This window comes from Ancylobacter oerskovii, from assembly GCF_018390555.1.
Taxonomy (GTDB): Bacteria; Pseudomonadota; Alphaproteobacteria; order Rhizobiales; family Xanthobacteraceae; genus Ancylobacter; species Ancylobacter oerskovii.
On record NZ_JAHBGB010000002.1, the window covers coordinates 803,372 to 827,209 of the forward strand.

General features: G+C 71.6%; 18 protein-coding genes. 7 read left to right on the forward strand and 11 right to left on the reverse strand.

The features are described from left to right. Positions 1–454: 454 nt before the first annotated feature. A complete protein-coding gene (mscL, locus tag KHC19_RS03955; RefSeq protein ID WP_213350734.1) occupies positions 455–874 on the reverse strand; it encodes a large conductance mechanosensitive channel protein MscL in 420 nt (139 codons plus the stop codon). Positions 875–1,051: 177 nt separating this feature from the next. On the opposite strand from mscL, the gene KHC19_RS03960 reads away from it, so the two are divergent. Beyond that, positions 1,052–4,630 (forward strand): PAS domain-containing hybrid sensor histidine kinase/response regulator, encoded by a 3,579-nt coding sequence (locus KHC19_RS03960; RefSeq protein WP_213350736.1) that lies wholly within the window; start codon positions 1,052–1,054, stop codon positions 4,628–4,630. 649 nt (positions 4,631–5,279) lie between these two features. Here the strand turns inward: KHC19_RS03960 and KHC19_RS03965 are convergent. Continuing rightward, complete coding sequence (locus KHC19_RS03965) at positions 5,280–5,945, reverse strand: response regulator transcription factor (protein ID WP_378296120.1); 666 nt, start codon at positions 5,943–5,945, stop codon at positions 5,280–5,282. A 178-nt stretch (positions 5,946–6,123) separates the two neighbouring features. After that, positions 6,124–6,588: a secondary thiamine-phosphate synthase enzyme YjbQ gene (locus KHC19_RS03970; protein ID WP_343207642.1), complete on the reverse strand. Its 465-nt coding sequence runs from the start codon at positions 6,586–6,588 to the stop codon at positions 6,124–6,126. Positions 6,589–6,954: 366 nt separating this feature from the next. Here KHC19_RS03970 and KHC19_RS03975 point away from each other — a divergent pair, with 366 nt between their 5' ends. Beyond that, positions 6,955–7,959, forward strand: coding sequence for an alpha/beta hydrolase (locus KHC19_RS03975; RefSeq protein ID WP_213350740.1), 1,005 nt, complete (start codon positions 6,955–6,957; stop codon positions 7,957–7,959). Positions 7,960–7,982: 23 nt separating this feature from the next. Here KHC19_RS03975 and KHC19_RS03980 read toward each other — a convergent pair whose 3' ends face one another. From KHC19_RS03980 to KHC19_RS03990, 3 genes are all read right to left on the reverse strand, one after another. Beyond that, positions 7,983–8,540 (reverse strand): hypothetical protein, encoded by a 558-nt coding sequence (locus KHC19_RS03980; protein WP_246548136.1) that lies wholly within the window; start codon positions 8,538–8,540, stop codon positions 7,983–7,985. 41 nt (positions 8,541–8,581) lie between these two features. Next, positions 8,582–9,202, reverse strand: a complete 621-nt coding sequence (locus KHC19_RS03985; RefSeq protein ID WP_213350741.1) for a 2-hydroxychromene-2-carboxylate isomerase — start codon at positions 9,200–9,202, stop codon at positions 8,582–8,584. Positions 9,203–9,405: 203 nt separating this feature from the next. Beyond that, positions 9,406–9,834, reverse strand: coding sequence for a MerR family transcriptional regulator (locus KHC19_RS03990; protein WP_213350743.1), 429 nt, complete (start codon positions 9,832–9,834; stop codon positions 9,406–9,408). Between the two features lie 378 nt (positions 9,835–10,212). Here KHC19_RS03990 and KHC19_RS26290 point away from each other — a divergent pair, with 378 nt between their 5' ends. Further along, positions 10,213–13,245: an SEL1-like repeat protein gene (locus tag KHC19_RS26290; RefSeq protein ID WP_213350744.1), complete on the forward strand. Its 3,033-nt coding sequence runs from the start codon at positions 10,213–10,215 to the stop codon at positions 13,243–13,245. A 61-nt stretch (positions 13,246–13,306) separates the two neighbouring features. On the opposite strand, the gene pdeM is transcribed toward KHC19_RS26290, so the two are convergent. From pdeM to KHC19_RS04010, 3 genes are all read right to left on the reverse strand, one after another. Beyond that, positions 13,307–14,032, reverse strand: coding sequence for a ligase-associated DNA damage response endonuclease PdeM (pdeM, locus tag KHC19_RS04000; RefSeq protein WP_343207654.1), 726 nt, complete (start codon positions 14,030–14,032; stop codon positions 13,307–13,309). Then, on the reverse strand, positions 14,016–16,541 hold the full coding sequence (locus tag KHC19_RS04005) for a ligase-associated DNA damage response DEXH box helicase (protein WP_343207643.1): 2,526 nt from the start codon (positions 16,539–16,541) through the stop codon (positions 14,016–14,018). Before KHC19_RS04005 ends, pdeM begins: the two co-directional genes overlap by 17 nt. Positions 16,542–16,813: 272 nt before the next feature. Further along, the gene (locus KHC19_RS04010) at positions 16,814–17,743 is read right to left on the reverse strand and encodes a class I SAM-dependent DNA methyltransferase (protein WP_213350746.1); all 930 of its coding nucleotides are present in this window, start codon (positions 17,741–17,743) and stop codon (positions 16,814–16,816) included. 116 nt (positions 17,744–17,859) lie between these two features. Between KHC19_RS04010 and KHC19_RS04015 the strand changes: the two genes are divergently transcribed. From KHC19_RS04015 to KHC19_RS04030, 4 genes are read left to right on the forward strand one after another with little or no spacing between them, the layout of a single operon-like run. Then, a complete protein-coding gene (locus tag KHC19_RS04015) occupies positions 17,860–18,933 on the forward strand; it encodes a ligase-associated DNA damage response exonuclease (protein ID WP_213351040.1) in 1,074 nt (357 codons plus the stop codon). Next, entirely contained in the window at positions 18,930–20,774 is a 1,845-nt protein-coding gene (locus KHC19_RS04020; RefSeq protein WP_213350748.1) for a cisplatin damage response ATP-dependent DNA ligase, read from the forward strand. Before KHC19_RS04015 ends, KHC19_RS04020 begins: the two co-directional genes overlap by 4 nt. A gap of 18 nt (positions 20,775–20,792) precedes the next feature. Beyond that, positions 20,793–21,062, forward strand: coding sequence for a DUF6460 domain-containing protein (locus KHC19_RS04025; RefSeq protein WP_213350750.1), 270 nt, complete (start codon positions 20,793–20,795; stop codon positions 21,060–21,062). A gap of 4 nt (positions 21,063–21,066) precedes the next feature. Continuing rightward, the gene (locus tag KHC19_RS04030; protein ID WP_213350752.1) at positions 21,067–22,392 is read left to right on the forward strand and encodes an MATE family efflux transporter; all 1,326 of its coding nucleotides are present in this window, start codon (positions 21,067–21,069) and stop codon (positions 22,390–22,392) included. Here KHC19_RS04030 and KHC19_RS04035 read toward each other — a convergent pair. Continuing rightward, entirely contained in the window at positions 22,389–23,465 is a 1,077-nt protein-coding gene (locus tag KHC19_RS04035) for a quinone-dependent dihydroorotate dehydrogenase (RefSeq protein WP_213350754.1), read from the reverse strand. The two genes, KHC19_RS04030 and KHC19_RS04035, sit on opposite strands and share 4 nt — an antisense overlap. Continuing rightward, a complete protein-coding gene (locus tag KHC19_RS04040; protein WP_213350756.1) occupies positions 23,462–23,809 on the reverse strand; it encodes a DUF952 domain-containing protein in 348 nt (115 codons plus the stop codon). The genes KHC19_RS04035 and KHC19_RS04040 overlap by 4 nt, the downstream gene beginning before the upstream one ends. Positions 23,810–23,838 lie beyond the last annotated feature (29 nt).

The following is a 23,838-nucleotide window of genomic DNA, read 5'->3' on the forward strand; positions in this document are numbered from 1 at the left end:
TCTTCGCCCCCCAATCGCCAGACCCCCTCACCGACCCGCGGCACGGGGCACCTCTCCCCAATGGGGAGAGGGAAAGGGGACAGGAAGGAGGCAGCCCTCAGCCTCCTTTCGGAAGGAAAGCAACGGCTCCGGCCGCCTTTCGGAAGCAGCATGCGTCCCGCCCCGGAGCTTTCGAGGCAAGCAACAACGACCGAATGCGGAACAGCCCCCGCCATCCCCGACGACAGCCAGAGCGCCCTGAGAAGCATGGGCAAAGCCGCCCGCAGGCGTCACGCGTCGGCCGGGATGACGACAGAACGGAAAATCGACGAAGCCGAAAGCCCCCCGAGCCGCCATCCCATCCGGCACCGCACGGAACGTCGCACGGGACACCCCGCGCGCCGCCCGTATCGCGGCTCCACACCGGCTCCGTGCCCCGGCGACGCCCCGGTGCGGGGCGGTCGCCGGGCGGGCCTCAGGCCTTGCGGGCGAGGATGTCGCGAATTTCGCCCAGCAGCACCTCTTCCTTGGTCGGCGGCGCCGGCGGCGGCGGGGCATCGGCCTGCTTGCGGTGCAGCCTGTTGATCCCCTTCACCACCATGAACAGGATCCACGCGATGATGAGGAAGTTGATCACCACGGTGAGGAAGTGGCCATAGGCCAGCACCGCCCCCTGCTCGCGCGCGGCGGCCAGCGAGGTGGCAGTAACGTTGGAGGCGAGCGGCAGGAAGTAGTTGGAGAAGTCGAGGCCGCCGAAAATCGCGCCGACCACCGGCATGAAGATGTCGCCGACGATGGAGGTGACGATGGCGCCGAAGGCCGCGCCGATGATCACGCCGATGGCGAGATCGACAACGTTGCCCTTCATGGCGAATTCCCGGAATTCCTTGAGCATTTCTTTCCTCCGGCCGAATCGCGCGGCTCCCCATGGCCGCGTTGCCCGGATATTCTTACCCCGGTAGCGCAAGGCGGCAAGCCAGCGCCGCCCGCGCCCCCCGCCACCCGCTTGCCGCGCCCGGCCCGGCGGGCGCATAAAGGGCCACGTCGCCGCCCGCCCCTCACCGGAGATCCCATGCTTCAGGCCTGGGTCATCATCGCCGTCGCCCTCGCCTATATCGGCTTCCTCTTCGCCGTGGCGAGCTATGGCGATCGCCGGCAGGCGCGCGGCAAGGGGGGCACTCGCGGCCGGCCGGTGATCTATTCGCTGTCGCTGGCGGTCTACTGCACCTCCTGGACCTTCTTCGGCTCGGTCGGCCTCGCCACCACGCAGGGGGTGGACTTCCTCACCATCTATGTCGGGCCGATCCTGGTGTTCGCGCTCGGCGTGCCGCTGCTGCTGCGGCTGGTGCGCCTCGCCAAGGCGCAGAACATCACCTCCATCGCCGATTTCATCGCCGCCCGCTACGGCAAGAGCCCGGGCGTCGCCGCGGTGGTGGCGCTCGTCGCCATCCTCGGCTCGCTGCCCTACATCGCCCTGCAGCTGAAGGCGGTCGCCATCTCGCTGGTGGCGCTGCTCGGCGATTTCGAGGGGCTCGGGCTGCACTACCCGGTCATCGGCGACCTCGCCTTGCTGGTCGCCATGGCGATGGCGGTGTTCGCGGTGCTGTTCGGCACCCGCCACATCGACGCCACCGAGCACCAGGAAGGCCTGATGCTGGCGGTGGCGGCGGAATCCATCGTCAAGCTGGTCTCCTTCCTCGCCGTCGGCCTGTTCGTCACCTTCGTGATGTTCTCCGGGCCGTTCGACCTCGTCGCGCAGGCGCAGGAGAGGGACGTACTGCCGGTGCTGACCCGGCACTTCTCGCTCGGCGACTGGGGCACCATGTCGGTGCTCTCCGCGCTGGCCATCCTGATGCTGCCGCGCCAGTTCCACGTCGCGGTGGTGGAGAACACCTCGGAGGGCGAGCTGCGCACCGCCGCCTGGCTGTTCCCCACCTATCTCGTCGCCATCAACATCTTCGTCATTCCCATCGCCATCGCCGGCCTGGTCTCCTTCCCGCCCGGCTTCATCGACGGCGACATGTACGTGCTCGCCCTGCCGATGTCGGCCGGGGCGCAGGGCATCGCGCTGCTCGCCTTCGTCGGCGGCCTGTCGGCGGCCACCGCCATGGTGATCGTCGAGACGGTGGCGCTGGCGGTCATGGTGTCCAACGATCTCGTCATGCCGCTGCTGGTGCGCGCGCGACGCCATAGCGCCGAATCCGCCGCCATCCACGCGCCGCGGCCGGGCGGCCTGCCCGCCGACGCCGCGCCGCCGGCCTCGGATATGGGGCACAAGCTGCTGCTGGTGCGGCGGGCGGCGATCTTCGCCATCCTGCTGCTGGCCTATCTCTATTACCGCATCACCGGCGAGGCGCAGCTGGCGCAGATCGGCCTGCTCTCCTTCGCCGCGGTGGCGCAATTCGGCCCGGCACTGCTGCTCGGCCTGGTCTGGCGGCGCGGCACCGCGCTGGGGGCGATGGCCGGCATCGCCGCCGGCGTGGCGCTCTGGGCCTATACGCTGCTGCTGCCCAGCCTCGCCGATGCCGGCCTGGTGGCCCGCGCTTTGCTGACGGAAGGCCCGTTCGGCCTCGGCTTCCTGCGCCCGCAGGCGCTGCTCGGCCTGCACGCCGCGCCGCTCACCCATGGCGTGCTGTGGAGCCTCAGCGTCAACCTCATCGTCTTCGTCACCGTGTCGCTCATGCGCCAACCGAGCCCGATCGAGCGGCTGCAGGCCAGCGTCTTCGTCGAGGCGGACCGCAGCCCGTCGGCGCCGTCCTTCCGGCTGTGGCGCTCGCCGGTCACGGTGGGCGAGCTCACCGCCACGGTGGCCCGCTATCTCGGCGAGGAACGCACCCGCGCCTCCTTCGAGAGCGTGTCGGCGATGCGTGGCCTGTCGCTCGATCCCGCCCGCGAGGCGGATTTCCAGCTCATCCGCTATGCCGAGCACCTGCTCGCCTCGGCGATCGGCGCCGCCTCCTCGCGCCTCGTGCTGTCGCTGATGCTGCGCAAGCGCACCGTCTCCACCAAGGCGGCGCTGAAACTGCTCGACGATGCCTCCGCCGCCATCCAGTACAATCGCGAGATCCTGCAGACCGCGCTCGATCATGTGCGCCAGGGCATCGCGGTGTTCGACCGCGACCTGCGCCTGGTGTTCTGGAACCGGCAGTTCGGCGAGATGCTGGACCTGCCGGCCGAGGCGGTGCGCATCGGCGTGGGCATCGACCAGATCCTGCGGGTCAGCGCCAGCGGCGGGCTGTTCGGCCCCGGCCCGGTGGAGGAGCTGGTGCGCGAGCGGCTCGCCCGCTTCACCCGCCGCAACGCCAGCTTCATGGAGCGCCTGGCGCCGCGCGGCGTGGTGATGGAGGTGCGGGTCAACACCATGCCCGATGGCGGCGTGGTCGTGACCTTCACTGACATCACCCCGACGGTGGAGGCCGCCGAGGCGCTGGAGCGCGCCAACGAGACGCTGGAGAAGCGGGTGAAGGAGCGCACCAAGGCGCTCGAGCACCTCAACACCGCCCTCGCCCAGGCGAAATCGGAGGCCGAGGACGCCAACATCTCCAAGACGCGCTTCCTCGCCGCCGCCTCGCACGACATCCTGCAGCCGCTGAACGCGGCGCGGCTCTACGCCACCAGCCTGGTGGAGCGCGCCATCACCCCGGAGAATGTCCGCCTCGCGCAGAATGTCGACGCCTCGCTGGAGGCGGTGGAGGAGATCCTCTCCGCCCTGCTCGACATTTCCCGCCTCGACACAGGGGCGATGAAGCCGGAGCTGGCACCCCTGCGGCTCGACGACATGTTCCGCCAGCTGGAGGTGGAATTCGCGCCGCTCGCCAAGGAAAAGGGCCTGCGCCTCACCTTCGCCCCCACCACGGCGGCGGTGCGCTCGGACCGGCGCCTGCTGCGGCGGCTTTTGCAGAACCTGATCTCCAACGCCATCAAATACACCCCGCGCGGGCGGGTGCTGATCGGCGTGCGCCACCGGCGGGGCCGCGGGCGGCTGCGCATCCAGGTGTTCGATACCGGGCTCGGCGTCCCCGCATCCAAGCAGAAGCTGATCTTCAAGGAGTTCCAGCGCCTCGACCAGGGCGCCAAGGCGGCGCGCGGGCTGGGGCTGGGGCTCTCCATCGTCGAGCGCATCTCCCGCGTGCTCGATCATCCCATCGAGCTCGCCTCGCAGACCGGGCGCGGCAGCATGTTCGCGGTGGATCTGCCGGTCGCCCCGCCGATCCCGGCGGAAGCCGGGCCGGCTCCCCGCGCGGCGGCGGCGCCGGTCGCCGGGCTCCACGGGCTGTCGGTGCTGTGCATCGACAACGACCCCTCGATCCTCGACGGCATGGAAACGCTGCTGTCGGGCTGGGGCTGCCGGGTGTTCAAGGCCGCCGACGTGCCCGGCGCGCTCGCCATGCTGCGCGAGGCGCGGGCGCGGCCGGACGTGCTGCTGATCGACTATCACCTCGACGAAGGCGACGGCATCGAGGCGACCAAGCATCTGCGCTGGAAGCTCGACCAGTCGCTGCCGGCGGTGCTGATCACCGCCGACCGCTCGAAGAAGGTGCGCGACACCGCCAAGGCGACCGAGATGGAGGTGCTGAACAAGCCGGTGCGCCCGGCGGCACTCAGGGCGCTGCTCGCCCAATGGCGCGCCGCGCGGATGGCGGCGGAATAGGCCCGCCCCGCCGCCTCCGCTCTTCCCGCGTTCGCCTTCGCCAGTTCCCTCGTCCGAAGCGCCCCCTCCCGCCAGCACGACCGGCTCCCTCTCCCCGCACCGAACTCAGCTGTTGCCGAGTTCGGCATTCCATAAGGTCAAAATCGGAGACATCCGATTTTGACGGAGAGGGATGGGGTGAGGGGTCTTCTTCGCTCCCCGATCGCCAGAGCCCCTCACCGACCCGCTGCGCGGGCCACCTCTCCCCAACGGGGAGAGGGAAAGGGAGCAGGAAGGAAGCAACCCAGCCGCCTTTCGGAAGGAAGAAGCGGCCCCAGCCATTATTTTGGGAGCCACAAGCCCCCAAACGCCTCGCCCTCCCGCCGGCGCGACCGGCTCCCTCTCCCCGCACCGAACTCGGCTGTTGCCGAGTTCGGCATTCCATAAGGTCAAAATCGGAGACATCCGATTTTGACGGAGAGGGCTGGGGTGAGGGGCCTTCTTCGCTCCCCAATCGTCAGCCCCCCTCACCGACCCGCTACGCGGGCCCCCTCTCCCCAACGGGGAGAGGGAAAGGGAGCAGAAAAGAAGCAACCCAGCCGCCTTTGGAAGGAAAGGAGCGCCCTTGGGCCACTCCGCGCCAGGCCTCAACGCCGCCCGCCGGGGTCCCCTACCCCGCCACCTGCGACCACTGCCCGGCCTCGATCTTGGAAGCCGCGATCACCGCCTGGGTGCGGCTTTCCACGCCGAGCTTCTGCAGGATCGCCGAGACATGCGCCTTCACCGTCGCCTCGGAGACGCCGAGCTCATAGGCGATCTGCTTGTTGAGCAGCCCCTCGGACAGCATCATCAGCACCCGCACCTGCTGCGGGGTGAGCGTGGCGAGCCGCGCCACCAGCGCCGCCGCCTCCCGGTCGCTGCCGGCGGAGAGGTCGACATCCGGCGGCGTCCAGGTGCGGCCCTCCAGCACGGCGCCGATGGCCTCGCGCATGGTCTCCACCGCGCTGGTCTTGGGGATGAAGCCGGCGGCGCCGAACTCCATGCAGTGGCGGATCACCCCGGCCTCCTCATTGGCCGAGACCACCACCACGGGAATGGCGGGATATTGCGCGCGCAGGTACATCAGCCCGGAAAATCCCCGCACGCCGGGCATGGTGAGGTCGAGCAGCACGAGGTCCATCTCGCTCTCGCGCTCCAGCAGCGCTTGGAGATCCTCGAAGCCGCCGGCCTCGAACAGCTCCGCCTGCGGAAACTGCCGCGTCACCGCCTCGCGCAGCGCGCCGCGAAACAAGGGATGGTCATCGGCGATGGCCAGCCGGAAACTCGTCGTACCCACCTGCAAAAGGCCCCCTCGGTTTCAGCCGGCATACGCCATTGGTCGCATATGCCCCGCCGCGATCATGGTTCGGTCGCACCACGCATGCAAGCGCTGCCATTGCCTGAATGAGCGTCGGGATGCCCTATCCCGGGCCGCGTCGGAGGCAGGCTTGAACATTCGTCTCCGACGAAGAGCTTTAGTTGCCATCGCCGACGAATGCCACCGTCAATTCGCGGCGATGCGGCCGGACGCGGTGCTCCACCAGGTAGATCCCCTGCCAGGTGCCGAGCCGCATGCGCCCCTCCACCACCGGGATGGCGAGATGGATGCCGGTCAGCACCGCCTTCACATGGGCGGGCATGTCGTCCGGCCCCTCCATGTCGTGCACCCAGCCGGCATCCTCCGGCGCCAGCCGGTCGAGCGCGGCGAGCAGGTCGACCCGCACGTCGGGATCGGCATTTTCCTGGATGGTCAGCGACGCCGAGGTGTGGCGGCAGAACAGCGACACCTCGCCGTCGCCGGCGCCGATCCCGGCGAGGAACCGCGCCACCACGCGGGTGATGTCGGTAAAGCCGCGGCCCGGCGTTTCGATGACGAGTTCGGCGCTCACCCGCCGCGTCACCCGGGTCTCGCGCGGTTCGCCCTGTCGGATCTCGGCCACGGCCCGGCCTCCCTGTCTCGGTTGCATCTCTCGGCTGTCCGGCCTCAAAGCCCGACCGCGCGCGGCGAGGCAAGGCAAAATCGGCGGCTCGGGCGGGAAACGGGCGGAAAACCGCATTCCGGCCGGCAACCGCCTCCGCTGCCGTCGTCTTCGCCGGCGTCCTGGCCGGCGTCTCCCGGCCCGAAAGCCGCCGATCGAGGTCTTGCCGGCCATTCCTTTGCTGCACTGCACTGGACGAATGGGCGCCGCTGGGTTTGGATAGGGCGGAACCGCACCGGATGCACGCCTCGATCCGAACCCCCAAGGTCCACCTTGCGTCGGACCTCGATGTCCTCGGCCCACGCCATCATGGAGCGCACCCTGCTTATGGCTGCCCAGAGCTCTACGCCCGCTTCGGCCCTTCCGGGCCGCGACACGTCCCCCCTCCTCCTCGATCCCGCGCTGTTCGACCCGGCGGCGGTGTCGCCGGAAACCCGCGCGGTGAATGCCGGCATCGTCAAGGCGCTGGGCGCGGTGCCGGATCGCTGGGTGTTCCCCATGGCGCTGCTGCGCAAGCTGCGGCTGGACGGCAAGGGCCCCTTCCCGCTGGCGCCGGAAAGCCCCTATGCCAGCGTGGAGGAGATCGACGGCCCGCAGGGCCCGGTCTCGCTGCGCCTCTACACCCCGCCGGAGGCGCCGAAGGGCGTCTACCTGCATCTTCACGGCGGCGGCTGGTGTCTCGGCTCGGCGCGCGAGAATGACGGGCTGAACCACCGCCTGGTCGAGCGCACCGGCTTCGCCGTGGTCTCGGTGGATTACCGGCTGGCCCCGGAGCAGCCCTGGCCGGCGGCGCCGGATGATTGCGAGGCGGCGGCGCTGTGGCTGCTGCGCGAGGGCAAGGCCCGCTTCGGCACCGACCGCTTCGTCATCGGCGGCGAATCCGCGGGCGCCAATCTCGCGGTGGCGACGCTGCTGCGCCTGCGCGACCGGCACGGCCTCGCGCCGTTCCGCGGCGCCAGCCTGAACGCCGGCTGCTACGATCTCGGCCTCACCCCGAGCGCCCGCCGCTGGGGCGAGGAGCCGCTGGTGCTGAACACCCGCGACATCAACGTCTTCGTCGGCCATTACCTGCGCGAGGGCGGCGACGTGGCGACGCCGGACATCTCGCCGCTGCAGGCAGATCTCTCCGGCCTGCCGCCGGCGCTGTTCACCATCGGCACCCGCGACGCGCTGCTGGACGACACGCTGTTCATGGCGCCGCGCTGGCTCGCCGCCGGCAACCGCGCCGAGCTCGCCGTCTATCCCGGCGGCTGCCATGTCTTCATCGGCTTCCCCGGCTCCATCGCCAACCAGGCGCTCGCCCGCATCGCCGGCTTCCTCGCCGCCAGCTGAGCGGCCCCCGGAGGCGCCCGCCGTCAGAGCTTCTCGCCCTGCGGCGGGTTGTCCCTGAGCCGCTCCAGCATCTCGTAGAAGCGGCGGAACATCGTCTCCGCCCGGCGCATGGCCTCCTCCATCGCCGCGTCGAAGCGCCCGCGCTCCTCGTCCGGCTTGGCCGGCGGGGCGGCGTCCGGCGCCGGCGCGGCGGAAGGCGGCTCGCGCGGCGGCCCGGCAATGTCCGGCACGCCGCCACCGCCGGCCGCCAGCCGCTCGCGCAGCCGGGCGATCTCCGCCTCCAGCGCCGCCCGCTCGTCCGGCAGCGCCTCGCAGCGCCACACGCCGCCGCGGCTGGCGCAGAAGCTCATCGTCCCGGAGCGGGTGTCGAGCCGCAGCACCCCGCCCTCCACCGGCTGCATGGTGAAGTTCGGCGCCTCGCGGGAGGACGCGCCGGCGCCCGGCGGCGGAGGCGGCGGACCGCCGGGGGCCGGCTGGGCGCGGCCGGCGCTCGCGAGAGCCAGCGCCATCACGGTCGGTACCGCGATGTTGGCAAGGATGCGGCTGGCAAGCACCCGGCGAGCAAGGACGATACGAATCATGGGGGAGCCTCCCTCGTTGAGGCGGCGCCGCCGGCGCGCCTTCAGCCCTCCGGCGTGAACGGCGCCCGGCCACTCGACAACGCCGCGTCGAGAAGATCGATCCGATCCTGCCCCCAGAACACCTCGCCGTCGAGCACATAGGCCGGCGAGCCGAACACGTCGGCCTCCACCGCCCGCTGGCGGTTGGCCTCGTAGAGCGCGCCGACGGCCTCCGAGCCCGCCGCCTCCAGGAGCACCGCCGGCAGGCCGAGCTCCGCCAGCACCGCGGCGAGCTGCGCCGGGTCGGCCATGTCCTCCTGGCGCTGCCACACGCCGGAGGTCAGCCGCCGCACCAGCGGGTCGGCATCGTGCCCCTCCGCCGCGGCGGCGAGCACCAGCCGGTCAGCCAGGGCGCCGTCGAACGGCCAGTGCGCGGGGTGGAGATGGAGGTCGAGCCCGCGCGCGGCGCGCCAGCGCTGCAGCTCGACGAGGCGGTAATGCTGGCGCGCCGGATGCCGCTTGGGCAGCGGCAGGCCGCCGGTCTGCGCGAACAGCCCGCCGAGCTGCACCGGATGATAACGCACGGCGACCCCGTGGCGCTGCGCCACCGCCATGAAGGCGGCATGGCCGATGAACGCCCAGGGGCTGACAACGGAGAAGAAATAATCGATCGAACGGCTCATCCGCGCCTCGCTGGAGCCGGCGGGCCGGCGGCATGCCCGGACGCGCGAGGCCCTCATGTCCATGCCGGCGGCCGGGGCGGCCGCGGCGCCTCCTTTGAAGCGCAGTCGCAGCGGCGCATCAAGTCCGGCGCGGGCGGGAAGGTATGCCCGGAAACGAAAACGGCGCCCGTCGGGCGCCGCTTCGAAGGTCGGTGGCAGCGCGCTCAGGCGGCGTTGCGCACCGGATAGGAGGCGATCATCTGCTTCAGCTCGCCGATGGCTTCCTCGATCTCCGCCTTCTGCTGCTCGAGCAGGCCGAGCTGCTCCACGCACTTCTCGCGGGTCAGGGCGAGGCCGGCCATGGTGGCGGTGCCTTCGCGCAGGGCGACCATCGCCTTGATCTCGGCGAGGGTGAAGCCGAGCTTCTTGCCCTTGAGGATGATGGCGAGGCGCGAGCGGTCGGACGGGGTGTAGAGGCGGGTCAGGCCCTCGCGGCGCGGGGAGAGCAGGCCCTTGTCCTCATAGAAGCGCAGCGCGCGCAGCGTCACGTCGAATTCGCGGGCGAGGTCGCCAATGGTGAAATAGAGAGCATCGCCCGAGGAAGCGACGGCGGTGTCGACGGCACGATCCTGCTCGAAGGAAGTGAAGTCCATGGCGGGAATCTCCTGGTCGGTTGACGATACGCAAGGGGACGCCGAAGCGATCGCGTCAGCAGCGTTGTCCGAATGTGTACCGACCCACCTGCCGTAACGGGAGAAAGTAGCACCCTCCGTTAGGGAAACTTACTGTTAAACGTACATGTAAAGTCATGTTACATATCGATAAATACGATATTACCTTCATACGCGATCCCTTACCCTGGCGGCAGGTAAAGTCGGATGCCGCGCCCGAGGGGAGGTAGGAAGATGCCGGAGGCGGATCGGCATTAACCCGTCATTTACCAAGAACCGAAACAGTCGGCGCCAGCAGCCTCCAGCGTCGCGACGGGTGATTCTCCCGCTTCGCCGACGCCTGACGCGACGGAGAAGACGGTGAGGCAAGGCGCCCCCACCCAGGCCGGCGAGATCCCTACCGCCGCCTGGACCGCGATGAACGAAGCCGCCCGGCGCGCCGGCCTGCCGCTGGACGAGTGGCTGCACCAGCGCCTGCTCGGGCATCTCGGCCGCGACGAGCGCGGCGGAGCGGTCGGCGATATCGCCGATCTGCGCCGCCGCATCCGCGAGCTCACCAGCACCATGAGCCGCCTCGCGACGCCGCCGGATCCGGCCGGCGCGGTCGCCGCCGCCAGTTCGCGCGTCGAGGTCGCCCTCGACGACATCCGCTCGCAGCTCGATGCGCTGGTGGGCGATCCGCGGGCGCGCCTGCGCCCCGCCCTTTCCGCTTCCGCCGCGCCGTCGGCTCCGCCGCGCACCGCCGCGCCGCGCGAGGCCGCCACGCCCAGCGTCGCCAGCATCGAGGCCGCCGTCGCCGAGATCGCCGCCCGCCAGCGCGAGCTGGACGTCGCGCCGGCCGCCGAACGCGCCGCCGCCTCCCGATCCGCCGGGAAGCCCATGGCCGAGCGGGCCACGGCCCCCCGGCCGGGCCCGACGGCGACACCCGCTGCGGCGTCGCCTCCCGCCGATCCCGCCCCCTTTTTCACCGCCGCCCTCGACACGCTGCGCGGCGACCTCGCCGGCCTGCGCGCCGCGCTCGGCGCGATAGCCCCGCGCCAGGCGGTGGACGAGCTTCAGCGCACCGTCACCCGGCTGGCCGCGCGGGTGGAGGCTTCCGGCCTGCGCGACAAGGAGCTGTGCGCCACCCTGACGGCGCTGCGCGACATGATCGCCGCGCTGCGCCTGCCCGATTATCCCGCGGTGATGCAGGGCCGCCTCGACGCCCTGTCCCGCAAGCTCGATCTTCTCGCCGCCAAGCAGGTGGACGGCGCCGCCATCGCCCGCCTGCAGGCGCAGCTCGGCGAGATCCGCGGCGTCATCGGCCGCGCCCTGTCCAACGATACCGTGCGCCAGCTGGTCGAGCAGGTGACGCTGCTGGTCGGCCGCGTCAGCCGCGAGGCCGGCAGCCAGGAAGGCGCGCTCCGCCTCGCGCTGGTCGGCATCGAGGAGCGCCTCGGCCAGCTCGCCGCCCGCATCGAGGCCCAGGCGGCCCGGCCGGCGGAGGTCGATCTCGGCGGCGTCTATCGCCGCATCGACGATCTCAGGGAGAACATCGCCGAGAATTTTTCGGCGCTCCGCCGCGAGACGCCGCCGGGCATGGAGAAGCTGCTGCAGGGCCTCGACGCCCGCTTCGAGCGGTTCGGGCGCCAGGAGCGCCCCGGCGCCGCCACGACGCCAGCGCCCGACACCGCCGCCTTCGAGACGCTCGGCCGCCAGATCGCCACGCTGGCCGACCGGCTGGAGGCGCAGAACGCCCAGCCGAACCGGCTCGCCGGCATCGAGCGGGCGCTGAACGACCTGTTCATCCAGATGGAGGAAACCCGCGCCACGCTGGTGAGCGTTCCGCCGCCGCGCGCGCCCTCCGAGCCGACGCCCCCCGAGCCGACGCCCCCCGCGCCCTCCGGCCCGGCACCGGCGCCCGCCGCCGCGCCGACGGCCCCCGCGCCGACGGCCGCCATGGCGACGGCATCACCCGCGCCGCTGGCCGGGACAGCTCCCGCCGCCACAACGCCGGAGGCATCGGACCTCGCCGAAACCGCCGGTACGGTCGTGGCGGCAGGCTCCTCCCCCACCCCCTCCGCCCCGGCGGCGCCGCTGGTGACGCCGCCGCCGCGCGAGCCGTTCGTCGCCGAGGCCCCGGACGGCACGCCGGAAGCGCCGGCCGACGCCGCGGATCGCGAAAACCCGGAAGCCGGCGGCGGCGGCCCGGCCCGCATCGATTTCATCGCCCAGGCCCGCCGCGCCGCGCGCGGCCTCGCGCACCCCGCCTCGCCCGGCAGCCCGGCCACGGGTCCGGGGGCGGCTCACGTCGCGACGAAGGGACCGGCGCGCGGCGCCGTGGGAAGCGCCCTCAGGGGCGCCCTGCCCGGCCTGCCGCTGGGCCCCCGCATCGCCGAAGGACGCGGCAGCCGCGCCCGCTCCACCCGCTGGCTGGCCCGCTTGCGGGCGATGTTCCTGGTCGGCATTTGCGGCTCGGCGCTGGCCTTCGCCTCCTGGCACCTGCTCAGCGGCATGAAGGAAGGTCGCCTGCGCGCCAGCGCCCCCGCCGCCACCTCCACTGCCCGCTCGCTGCCGGCCGAGCCGACCCCCGACGACATCACCGGCTCGGTATCGCCGCGTCCCGCCGCCCCGCCTGCCACGCCAGAAGCGCCGGCCGGCCCGGAGTTGCCCGCCCTGCCGGCGCCGCCAGCCCCGCTGCCGGGCTCCTCCAGCCTCGACCTACCCTTGGGCGACCTACCCTTGGGCGACCTGCCGGGCGCCATCGGCAGCCAGGGGCTGCGGGTGGCGGCGCAGGGCGGCGATCCGGCCGCCGCCTATGAGGTCGCCCATCGCTTCCTGGAAGGCGACGGCATTCCGCCCAGCACGCCGCGCGCGGTGCAGTGGTTCGGCTTCGCCGCCGCGCATGGCTCGATTCCCGCCGCCTACCGGCTCGGCGCGCTCTACGAGAAGGGCACCGAAGGCCTGCCGCGCGACCTCGCCCGCGCCCGCGCCTTCTACGAGGCCGCCGCCGGCGGCGGCAATGTGCGGGCCATGCATAATCTCGGCGTGCTGCTCGCCGATGGCACGACGCCGGATTATGCCGGCGCCGCGGTGTGGTTCCAGAAGGCCGCCGGCTATGGCGTGCGCGACAGCCAGTACAATCTCGGCGTGCTGTATGCGCGCGGCTACGGCGTCGAGGCCGACCAAGTACAGGCGTGGCGCTGGTTCGCGCTCGCCGCCCAGCGCGGCGACCAGGAAGCGGGGCTCAAGCGCGACGAGATCGCCGCGCGCCTCGATGCCGACACCCTCGCCACCGCCCGCAAGGCGCTGCAGCTCTGGACGCCGGCGGTGGTCGACGCCAAGGCCAATAGCGGCTCCGGCCTGCCGGAGCTCGATCTCGCCCCGGCGCGCAAGACCGCCTCGCGCAGTTAAACGGTCCGCCTCGCGCAGTTGACGGTCCGCCTCGCGCAGCTGAAGCACCGCCGCCGGACGCTCAGCGATCCGGCACGCACATATGGTGGGCGATGCGGTAGGTGCGCGCGCCGCCGATCAGATGCGCCTCGAAGGACATGGCGAACAGCCCGGACAGCGCCCGATCGCGCACATTGAGGCCCCCCGCATAGGCGCCGAGCGCCGGCATGACGAGGCGCGCGCCGTCGGTGGCGAAGCAGCGCCGGCGCACCGAGCGCCCGCGCCGCACGATCCGCGCCACCGGATGCAGATGCCCGGCGATCTCCCCCGCCGCCGGCCCCGCGCCCGGCTCATGCCGCAGGACCAGCCCGCCGGTGCGGAGCTCCGGCAGATGCGTGCCGCCGAGCTCGGGCACCGCGTCGGGATCGTGGTTGCCGGCGACCCACACCATCTCCCGCCCGCGCGCGATCCCCGCCAGCAGCTCCCGCTCCACCGGCCCCAGTCGGGTGCCGGCGCGGCGGTCATGCAGCGTGTCGCCGAGCGCGAGCACGATGCGCGGCCGCCACCGCTCCACCATGTCCGCCAGCAGCATGAGGGTGGAGCGGCTGTCATAGGGCGGCAGGGCGATGCCGCGGGCGGCGAAGGAGGAGCCCTTTTCGAGGTGGAGATCGGCGACGATCAGCATCCGCTCGGCCGGCCAGAACAGCCCGCCGGCCGGATCCAGCCGCAATTCGATGCCGGCGAGCACCGCCAGCCCGGCCGGACCGGACAATTCGGCCGGATCATACACCTCACCGCACGCGGAAATCGCCACGCATCGCCTCCTCGACCAGTTCGTCCTCCGCCTCGGCGAGGAGGGCGTCCGCCGCCTCGCCGCCGACCATCTCGCGGCCGATCTCCAGCATCACCGGCACCGCCAGCGGCGACACCCGCTCCAGCGCGACATGATCGATTCGCCCGCGGATGCGCGTCAGCATGCCCGAGAGGCGCCGCAGGTCCATCAGCCCGGTGGCGGCGTCCTGCCGGGCGGCCCGCAAGAGCACATGGTCGGGCTCGTGGGAGCGCAGCACGTCATAGACGAGGTCGGTCGACATCGTCACCTGCCGCGAATTCTTCTCCTTGCCGGGGAAGCGCCGCTCGATCAGCCCGGCGATGATGGCGCATTGGCGGAAGGTGCGCTTCATCAGTGCGGCCTCGGCGAGCCAGGCCTCGAGATCGTCGCCGAGCATGTCGGCGTCGAACAGCACGCCGAGGTCGAGCCGCCCCTGCCCGATCGCCAAGGAGAGATCGGAAACCGCATAGATCGCAAGGGCATAGTCGTTGGCGACGAAGCCCAGCGGACGCAGCCGGGCCCGCTCCAGCCGTCGCGTCAGCAGCATGCCGAGCGTCTGGTGGGCGAGCCGCCCCTCGAAGGGATAGGCGACGAGATAATGCCGCCCGCCGCGCGGAAAGGTCTCGACGAGCAGGTCCTCGCGGCCCGGCATCCGCGAGCGCCGGCGCTGGATCTCCAGCCAGTCGCGGACCTGTGCCGGCAGGCTCTTCCAGCGCGCCGGGTCGGCCAGCATGGCCCGCACGCCGGCGGCGAGGAAGGTGGAGAGCGGAAACTTGCCGCCCTCATAGGAGGGCACCTTGGGCTCCCGAGCGGTGGAGCGCACCACCAGCACCGTGTCCTCGACAATGGCGCGGTATTCGAGGATTTCGCCTGCGAAAACAAAGGTATCGCCGGGGCTCATCGTCTCGACGAAATACTCCTCCACCTCGCCGAGCACCCGCCCGCCATAGCGGGCCGGCGACTTCCCCTTGCCGCCGACAAGGCGCACCTTCAGCATGGTCGCCTCGACGATGGTGCCGACATTCAGCCGGTATTGCTGCGCCACCATCGGGTTGGCCACCCGCCAGCGTCCGTCCTTCATCTGGCGGATGCGGGCGAAGCGCTCATAGGCGCGCAGCGCGTAGCCCCCCGTCGCATCGAAGGCCAGAACGTCGTCGAAATCCTTGCGCGGCAAGGCGGCATAGGGCTCGGCCGAGCGGACCTCCTCATAGAGCGCGTCGGCGTCGAACGGCCCGGCGCAGGCCATGCCGAGTACGTGCTGGGCAAGCACGTCGAGCGCGCCGGAGCGTTCCACCGCCGCGTCCTGCGCCCCGGCGCGCACCGCCTCCATGGCGGCGCGGCATTCCAGCACCTCGAAGCGGTTGGCCGGCACCAGCACGGCGCGCGAGGGCTCGTCGAGCCGATGGTTGGCGCGCCCGATCCGCTGCATCAGCCGCGAGGACCCCTTGGGCGCCCCGACATTCACCACGAGGTCCACCGCCCCCCAGTCGATGCCGAGGTCGAGCGAGGAGGTGCACACCACCGCCTTCAGCCGTCCCTCGCCCATCGCCGCCTCGACGCGCCGACGCTGCGCGACGTCGAGCGAACCGTGATGCAGGGCGATGGGGAAGTTCAACTCGTTGATATGCCACAGTTCCTGGAACAGCAGCTCCGCCTGCATGCGGGTGTTCACGAACACCAGCGTCGTGGTGTTGGCGGCGATCAGCGTGTAGATTTCGCTCAGGGAATGCTTGGCCGTATGCCCGGCCCAGGGCACATGGGCGGCACTGTCGAGCATGGACAGTTCCGGCGCCGCCCCCGCCTCGGCGATGACGAGGTCGCCCATTTCGAGCTCCCCTCTTTGCGGCACGAGCCAACGGCGCAGCGTGTCGGGATCGGCCACCGTCGCCGACAGGCCGACCGTCTGCGCCTCAGGTGCCAGCGCCCGGATGCGGGCGAGGCCGAGCGAGAGCAGGTCGCCGCGCTTGGAGCCGGCGAGCGCGTGCAGTTCGTCGAGCACGATGCGCCGGAGGTCGCCGAACAGGTGCGGCGCGTCGGCGGAAGCGAGCAGCAGCGCGATCTGCTCGGGCGTGGTGAGCAATATGTCCGGCGGGTCGCGGCGCTGGCGCTGGCGCCGCGAGGCCGGGGTGTCGCCGGTGCGGGTCTCCACGCGGATCGGCAGCGCCATCTCCGCGGCCGGCCGCTCCAGATTGCGGGCGACATCCACCGCCAGCGCCTTCAGCGGCGAGATGTAGAGCGTGTGCAGGCCGGGTGGGCGCACGCTGTTGCGCTTTCTCGGCCGCTCGGCGAGTTCCACCAGCGTCGGCAGGAAGCCGGCCAGCGTCTTGCCGGCGCCGGTCGGGGCGATCAGCAGCGTCGAGCGCCCCTGCCGGGCGTGCTCCAGCAAGGCGAGCTGATGCGCGCGCGGCGCCCAGCCGCGGCCGGCGAACCAGCTGCGGAACGGCTCGGGCAGGTCGCCGCCATGGAGAGGGTTGGGTGTCGTCACGCGCGTGAAGCTAACGCCTCCGGCGCAAAAAGCGAGGGTAAAACGGGAACAACTTTCGTTTTCCCGCACACCGCTGCCACGGCTTGGGGCGCCGTCCTCCCCCAAGCCCGGCGAAAAGGCATGGATGGCCGGACCAAGTCCGGCCATGGCGTGGCATGGGTGAAAAAGGCGCCGGGAAGCTGTACCCGTCATGCCCGAGCTTGGCCCGGGCATCCATGTCTTCGGCCGGGAACAAGCCTGCGTCGACGGAGACGGCGAAACCGGCCGCCGCCTTAACCCTCCCGCATCGCCGCGACCACCAGCCCCGGCACCGGCACGCCCTTTTCGGTACGGGTGGAGGCGGTGTCGCAGGAGAGCAGCGCCAGCCCCGCCGCCTCCAGCGCCTGCCGCACATAGTCCTCCGCATGGGCGTAGCGCAGCGTGTCGCGCAGCAGAATGCCGTCGCCCGCATGCGTTTCGGCGGTGAAGGCGAGAAGCCCGCCGCCCTCCAGCACCCGCCGGCTCTCGGCGAGCACCGGGCCGAGATCGCCCAGATAGCAGAAGGCGTCGCCGGCGAAGACGAGGTCCGCCTCGCGGGCCGGCAGCGCCGCGAGATACTCCACCATGTCGCCGGCCACCAGCCGGTCGTAGAGGCCGCGTTCCCGGGCGAGCGCGATCATGTTGGGCGAGAGGTCCACCCCGTCCATGCCCCCGACATGATCGGCGAGACGCACCCCCACCAGCCCCGTTCCGCAGCCGAGATCATGCGCACGCGCAAAGGCGAAGGATCGCCCGAGCCCCGCGCAGGCCGCCGCCAGCGCGCCGTGGATCAGCTCCGGCCCGCGATAATCGAGCCGCTCCAGCGCCTGGTCGAAGCGCCCCGCATATTGGTCGAACAGGGTGCGGACATAGGCGGCGCTCATCTCGGGCGGCTCCTCCCGGCCGAGGCGGGCGAGACGCAGCGCGACGCCGAGCCGGTCCTGCGGGTCGAGCGTCCGGGCGCGGGCATAGGCGTCGCCCGCCCCCGCGGCATCGCCCAGCGCCTCGCGGGCTTCGCCGAGCAGGAACCAGCCGGGCAGGAACCCCGGCGCACGCAGCGTCACCTCGTCGAGCAGCGCCGCGGCGTCGGCGGCGTTGCCTTCCGCCAGCAGCGCGCGCGCCCAGTCGACGCGGCGATCGAGGGTGGGATCGCCGGACGAAAGCAGAAGCGGGGCGCCAGCCATGGGAGGTCTCTGTAGCCGACATCGCGGCAAATCGCGGGGCGACGCCCTATATCCTCCCTCGACCCGCTTGATAAGAGAGTTTCGCAAGGCCCATGGCATCTCCCACGCGTTCCACGATGCGCCCGGAAGAGCTGCTGCGCTCGACGCCGCAGGGCCTCTATTCGCCCGCCGGCGATTTCTTCATCGATCCGATGCGGCCGGTCCCGCGCGCGCTGGTCACGCACGGCCATTCCGATCATGCCCGCGCCGGCCATGGCGCGGTGCTGGCGACGCGCCAGACGCTCGACATCATGGCGATCCGCTATGGCGAGGGCTTCGCCGGGCGCACGCAGGCCATCGCCTATGGCGAGAGCGTCGAGGTCAACGGCGTGAAGGTCGCCTTCTTCCCGGCCGGGCACATCCTCGGCTCGGCGCAGATCCGCGTCGAAAAGGACGGCTGCCGCATCGTCGCCTCCGGCGACTACAAGCCCGGCCGCGATCCCACCTGCGCGCCCTTCGAGCCGGTCTCCTGCGACGTGCTCATCTCCGAGGCCACGTTCGGCCTGCCGGTGTTCCGCCATCCCGATCCGACGGAGGAGATGGGCAAGCTCATCGCCTCGCTCGCCCTGTTCCCTGAGCGCACCCACATCGTCGGCGCCTATGCGCTCGGCAAGGCGCAGCGGGTGATCGCGCTGCTGCGCGCCGCCGGCCACGACAGGCCGATCCTGCTGCATGGCGCCATGGAGCGTCTCACCGCCTATTACGAAGCCCAGGGCGTCGCGCTCGGCCCGGTGAAGCTCGCCCGCGAGGCGGCGGCGGACGAGCTTCCCGGCGCCGTCGTCATCGCCCCGCCGGGCTCGCTCGCCGAGGTGTGGTCGCGGCGCTTCGCCGATCCGGTGACCGCCTTCGCCTCCGGCTGGATGCGCATCCGCGCCCGCGCCCGCCAGCATGGCGTCGAGCTGCCGCTGGTCATCTCCGACCACGCCGATTGGGACGATCTGCAGCACGCCATCCTCGCCACCGGCTGCAATGAGTTGTGGGTGACGCACGGCCAGGAGGACGCCCTGGTGCATTGGGCGGGACAGGCCGGGCTGGCCGCCCGCCCGCTGCACCTCGTCGGCTATGGCGAGGAGGAGGAGGCGGAGAGCGGTGGCACCCCGGCCACGGACAAGGAGAACACGGCATCGCCCGGGGAGGCCCCCGCGTCGTGAACCGCTTCGCCGCCCTCATCGACCGCCTCGCCTATGAGCCGCGCCGCAACGGCAAGATCCGGCTGATCGCCGATTATTTCCGCCATGTGCCGGACCCGGACCGCGGCTATGCGCTCGCCGCGCTCACCGGCGCGCTGTCGTTCCGCAACGCCAAGCCGGGGCTGATCCGCCAATTGATCGCCGAGCGCACCGACCCGGTGCTGTTCGCGCTCTCCTACGACTATGTCGGCGACCTCTCCGAGACGGTGGCGCTGATGTGGCCGGCGCCGGCGCGGCTGGAAGGCCCCTCACCCCACCCCTCTCCCCGACGGGGAGAGGGAGCCGGGCGCACGGCTTCAGAAGCCCTCTCCCCGGCGGGGAGAGGGTTGGGTGAGGGGGAAGCGCGCTTTCACGAGGGGGAGGCTCGCCCCACCCCCGGCATCCCCCTCGCCGAGGTCGTGCACATCCTCACCCATATGGGCCGCACCGAAATGCCCGCCGTGCTCGCCGGCCTGCTCGACCGGCTCGACGAGACCGGCCGCTGGGCGCTGCTCAAGCTGATCACCGGCTCCCTGCGCATCGGCGTCTCCGCCCGCCTCGCCAAGACGGCGGTCGCCGCGCTCGGCACGCTCGCCCCGGACGACATCGAGTTGGTCTGGCCCGGCCTCGCCCCGCCCTATGAGGAACTGTTCGCCTGGGCGGAAGGACGCGGCCCGCGACCGGAGACGGAGGACCCGACGCCGTTCCGCCCGGTGATGCTGTCGCACCCTCTCGAGGAAGCCGACCGCGCCGGCCTCGACCCGCAGGCCTTCCGCGCCGAATGGAAATGGGACGGCATCCGCATCCAGGCCGTGCGGGCGCGCACCGCGGACGGCCTCGCCACCACCCGCCTCTACAGCCGCACCGGCGAGGACATCTCCGGCGCCTTTCCCGATCTCGCCGAGGCGCTCGCCTTCGAGGGCGCGGTGGATGGCGAATTGCTCATCCTGCGCGAGGGCCGGGTGCAGTCCTTCAACGTGCTGCAGCAGCGGCTCAACCGGAAGGTGGTCTCGACGAAGCTGATCGCCGAATTCCCGGCGCATATCCGCGCCTATGACCTGCTGGTCGACGGGACCGAGGATGTGCGCGACCTGGCTTTCGACGCCCGCCGCGCCCGGCTGGAGGCGCTGGTCTCCGCCCATCCCGCCGATGGCCGGCTCGACCTCTCGCCATTGGTGCCGTTCGCGAATTGGGACGAGCTGGCCGCCGCCCGCGCCGATCCGGCGTCCCACGGCGCCGGCGTCGACGCGGAGGCGGTGGAAGGCGTCATGCTGAAGCGCGCCGACAGCCTCTATGTCCCCGGCCGGCCGAAAGGCCCGTGGTGGAAATGGAAGCGCGACCCGCACAGCGTCGACGCGGTGCTGATGTACGCCCAGCGCGGCCACGGCAAGCGGTCGTCCTTCTATTCCGACTACACCTTCGGCGTCTGGACGGGAGAGACCTCCGGCGAGGGCGAGCTGGTGCCGGTCGGCAAGGCCTATTTCGGCTTCACCGATGCCGAGCTCGCCGAGATCGACCGCTTCGTGCGCCGGAACACGGTGAACCGCTTCGGCCCGGTGCGGGAAGTGGTCCACACCGCCACCGAGGGCCTGGTGCTGGAAGTCGCGTTCGAGGGATTGGCCCGCTCCGCCCGCCACCGCTCCGGCGTCGCCATGCGCTTTCCCCGCATTGCGCGGCTGCGCTGGGACAAGCCGCCCGGCGAGGCCGACCGGCTGGCGACGCTGGAAGCCCTGCTGCGTGCCGAAGGCGCGGAACCCGATCCGCAGGACACGGCGCGGCCCGCCTCCCGCCGCGCGCCCCGGCGTGATACGCAAGCATCCTGAACCGGGAGTGCCGATTCCATGTCCGACAACCAGATTTCGCGGCTGATGGGCGGCTCGCCGCTCTGGGTGCTGGTCCGCCTCGTCATCCTCTCCGTGGTCATCGGCGTGATCATGAGCGCCCTCGGCCTCGATCCACTCAACATCCTCGACAGCCTGGAGCGGCTGGTGCGCGGGCTGTTCAGCTTCGGCTTCGAGGCGTTCGGAAAGCTCTGGCGCTACTTCCTGCTCGGCGCCGTGGTGGTGGTGCCGCTCTGGCTGATCATGCGCGTCGCCCAGCGCGGTCGGTGAGTCCATGAGCCTCGCCGCCGCCGGCCGGGTCGAGGTCACGCACCGGCGCTTCCTCGCCATCGCCCTGCCGGCCACGCTCGCCCAGATGACGACGCCGCTGCTCGGCCTCGTCGCCACCGCGGCGGTCGGCCGCCTCGGCGACGCGGTGCTGCTCGGCGCGGTGGCGGTCGGCGCCCTGTTGTTCGATTTCCTGTTCTGGGTGTTCGGCTCGCTGCGCATGGGCACGGCCGGGCTGACCGCGCAGGCGCTGGGGCGCGGCGATGCGCTGGAGGTGCGCGCCACCCTCGCCCGCGCGCTGCTGCTCTGCGGCGCCATCGGCCTCGTCATCATCGTCCTGCATGTGCCGGTCGGCGCGCTCGCCTTCCGCCTGATGGGCACCAGCGAGGCGGTGACCGCCGCGGCGGCGGTCTATTTCTCCATCCGCGTGTTCTGCGCTCCCTTCGCCATCGGCAATTTCGCGCTGCTCGGCTGGCTGGTCGGCATCGCCCGCACCGATGTCGGCCTCGGGCTGCAGGTCTTCATCGCCGCGATCAACGCCGTGCTGACCCTGCTCCTCGTCCTGCACTGGGACATGGGCATCGCCGGCGCCGCGCTGGCCAACGCGCTCGCCGAGCTGGCCGGCACCGTCGCCGGCCTCCTCGTCGCCCGGCGGCTGATCGGCCCGGCGTGGCGGCTACCGCTGGCCACCGTTCTCGACCGCGCGCGCCTCGTCGAAACCATCGGGGTGAACGGCGACATCATGATCCGCACCGGGCTGCTGATGCTGGTGCTCATGTTCTTCACCGCCCAGGGGGCGCGGGCGGACGACGTGACGCTCGCCGCCAATGCCGTGCTCTACAACATGGTGATGGTGACCGCCTTCTTCCTCGACGGCTTCTCCACCGCCGCCGAGCAGATCTGCGGCCAGGCCGTCGGCGCCCGCGACCGCGAGGGCTTTCGCCGCTCGGTCGGCCTGGTACTGTTCTGGGGCTTCGGCTTCGCGGTGCCGGCGACGCTGGCGCTGCTGCTGGGCGGCGGCGCGGTGATCGACGCGCTCACCAGCAATCCCGCGGTGCGCGAGGTGGCGCGCGCCTATCTGCCGCTCGCCGCGCTCACCCCGGTCATGGGGGTGACCGCCTTCGCCTATGACGGCATCTATGCCGGCTCCACCTGGTCGCGCGACATGCGCAACCTCATGCTCGGGGCCGCCGTGATGTTCTTCGCCGCCTGGTGGATCGGCCGGCCCTTCGGCAATACCGGCCTGTGGTGCGCCTATCTCGCCTTCATGGCCGGCCGCGGCGTGCTTCAGGCCCTGCGCGTGCCGGCGCTGATCCGACGCACCTTCGCCTAGCCGGGGAACGGCTCCGCCACGCGCTCGCGCGCCGTGGTTCCCACGAGTTCCGACAGCAGCCGGCCATCGGCGGCGAGATAGGCGGAAAGCCCGTCCCGGATGCGCCCGACAAGGCCCAGCCCCTCATAGACCAGGGCGGAATAGAGCTGGACCAGCGTCGCCCCGGCCTCGATCTTGGCGATCGCCGCCTCCGGGCTGTCTATGCCGCCGGCGCCGATCAGCGGGAAGGCACCCTCCGCCCGCACATAGGTCTCGGCCAGCATGCGGGTGGCAAGCGGGAAGAGCGGCCGGCCGGAGAGCCCGCCCGTCTCCTTCCGGCGCGCCGAGCGCAGGCTCGCCGGGCGGGAGATGGTGGTGTTCGAGACGATCAGCCCGTCCACCCGGCGGCGGCGCGCCACCTGCACCACCGCGTCGAGATGGGCGAGCCCGAGATCGGGCGCGATCTTGATCAGCAGCGGCACGCCCGGCGCGGCGCGCTCGCGCGCGTCGAGCAGATGCGCGATGAGGCTGTCCAGCGCCCGCTCCTCCTGCAGGTCGCGCAGGCCCGGCGTGTTGGGCGAGGAAACATTGGCGGTGAAGTAGCTGGCGACGTCCCCGAACGCCTCGACGCCCGAAACATAGTCGACGACCCGGTCGGCGGCTTCCTTGTTCGCCCCGATATTCACCCCGACGATGCCCGGGCGGCCGCGGCGGTCGTGCAGGCGCTCGCGCGCCGGGTCCTGGCCGCCGCTGTTGAAGCCGTAGCGGTTGATCACCCCGCGATCCTCGGCGAGGCGGAAATTGCGCGGCCGCGGATTGCCCGGCTGCGGCCGCGGCGTGATCGTGCCGACCTCCACGAAGCCGAAGCCGAAGCCGAGCATCACGTCCGGTATCTCGGCCTCCTTGTCGAAGCCGGCGGCAAGGCCGATGGGATTGGGAAAATCGAGGCCGAAAGCCCGCACCGCGAGGCTCGGATCGTCCGGCGGCGGCGTTCCCGCCGGCAGGCAGGAAAGCGTGCGGATGGCCAGCCCATGCGCCGTCTCCGGGTCGATCAACCGGGCGAAGGGCAAGGCGAGGTCGAGCAGGGCGCTCATGCGATCTCTCCGAACTGGTGCGTGCCGTCCGGGCCCAGCGGCAGGTCGCGGACGAAGGCCACCGCGCTCATCGGCAGCGGCGCGTAGAGATGCGGGAAGAGAGCGCCGCCGCGCGAGGGCTCCCAGCGCAAAGCGAGCGGATCGAGCGCCTCCACCCGAATCGCCGCGAGAACGAGATCCGCCTGGCCGGAAAAATGCCTGGCAGCGGTCTCGCGAACCTGGTTCGCGGTGGAAAAATGAATGAACCCGTCGGCAAGGTCGACCGGCGCGCCGTCGAAACGGCCGGCGGCCTCGGCCTGCGCCCACGCCCCGCGGGGGGAGATCTTGTAGATGAAGCCGGCCATGCACGATCCCATCATCCGGCCTTGCCCGT

What these genes read in the sequence shown, in the direction of transcription:
- KHC19_RS04040 (WP_213350756.1), bottom strand. Translation starts at nt 23,809, where the DNA reads ATGGCCGGCTTCATCTACAAGATCTCCCCCCGCGGGGCGTGGGCGCAG.
- KHC19_RS04035 (WP_213350754.1), bottom strand. Translation starts at nt 23,465, where the DNA reads ATGAGCGCCCTGCTCGACCTCGCCTTGCCCTTCGCCCGGTTGATCGAC.
- KHC19_RS03985 (WP_213350741.1), bottom strand. Translation starts at nt 9,202, where the DNA reads ATGAGCCGTTCGATCGATTATTTCTTCTCCGTTGTCAGCCCCTGGGCG.
- KHC19_RS04030 (WP_213350752.1), top strand. Translation starts at nt 21,067, where the DNA reads ATGAGCCTCGCCGCCGCCGGCCGGGTCGAGGTCACGCACCGGCGCTTC.
- KHC19_RS03960 (WP_213350736.1), top strand. Translation starts at nt 1,052, where the DNA reads ATGCTTCAGGCCTGGGTCATCATCGCCGTCGCCCTCGCCTATATCGGC.
- KHC19_RS03975 (WP_213350740.1), top strand. Translation starts at nt 6,955, where the DNA reads ATGGCTGCCCAGAGCTCTACGCCCGCTTCGGCCCTTCCGGGCCGCGAC.
- mscL (WP_213350734.1), bottom strand. Translation starts at nt 874, where the DNA reads ATGCTCAAGGAATTCCGGGAATTCGCCATGAAGGGCAACGTTGTCGAT.
- KHC19_RS04015 (WP_213351040.1), top strand. Translation starts at nt 17,860, where the DNA reads ATGCGCCCGGAAGAGCTGCTGCGCTCGACGCCGCAGGGCCTCTATTCG.
- KHC19_RS04010 (WP_213350746.1), bottom strand. Translation starts at nt 17,743, where the DNA reads ATGGCTGGCGCCCCGCTTCTGCTTTCGTCCGGCGATCCCACCCTCGAT.
- KHC19_RS04025 (WP_213350750.1), top strand. Translation starts at nt 20,793, where the DNA reads ATGTCCGACAACCAGATTTCGCGGCTGATGGGCGGCTCGCCGCTCTGG.
- KHC19_RS03990 (WP_213350743.1), bottom strand. Translation starts at nt 9,834, where the DNA reads ATGGACTTCACTTCCTTCGAGCAGGATCGTGCCGTCGACACCGCCGTC.
- KHC19_RS03980 (WP_246548136.1), bottom strand. Translation starts at nt 8,540, where the DNA reads ATGATTCGTATCGTCCTTGCTCGCCGGGTGCTTGCCAGCCGCATCCTT.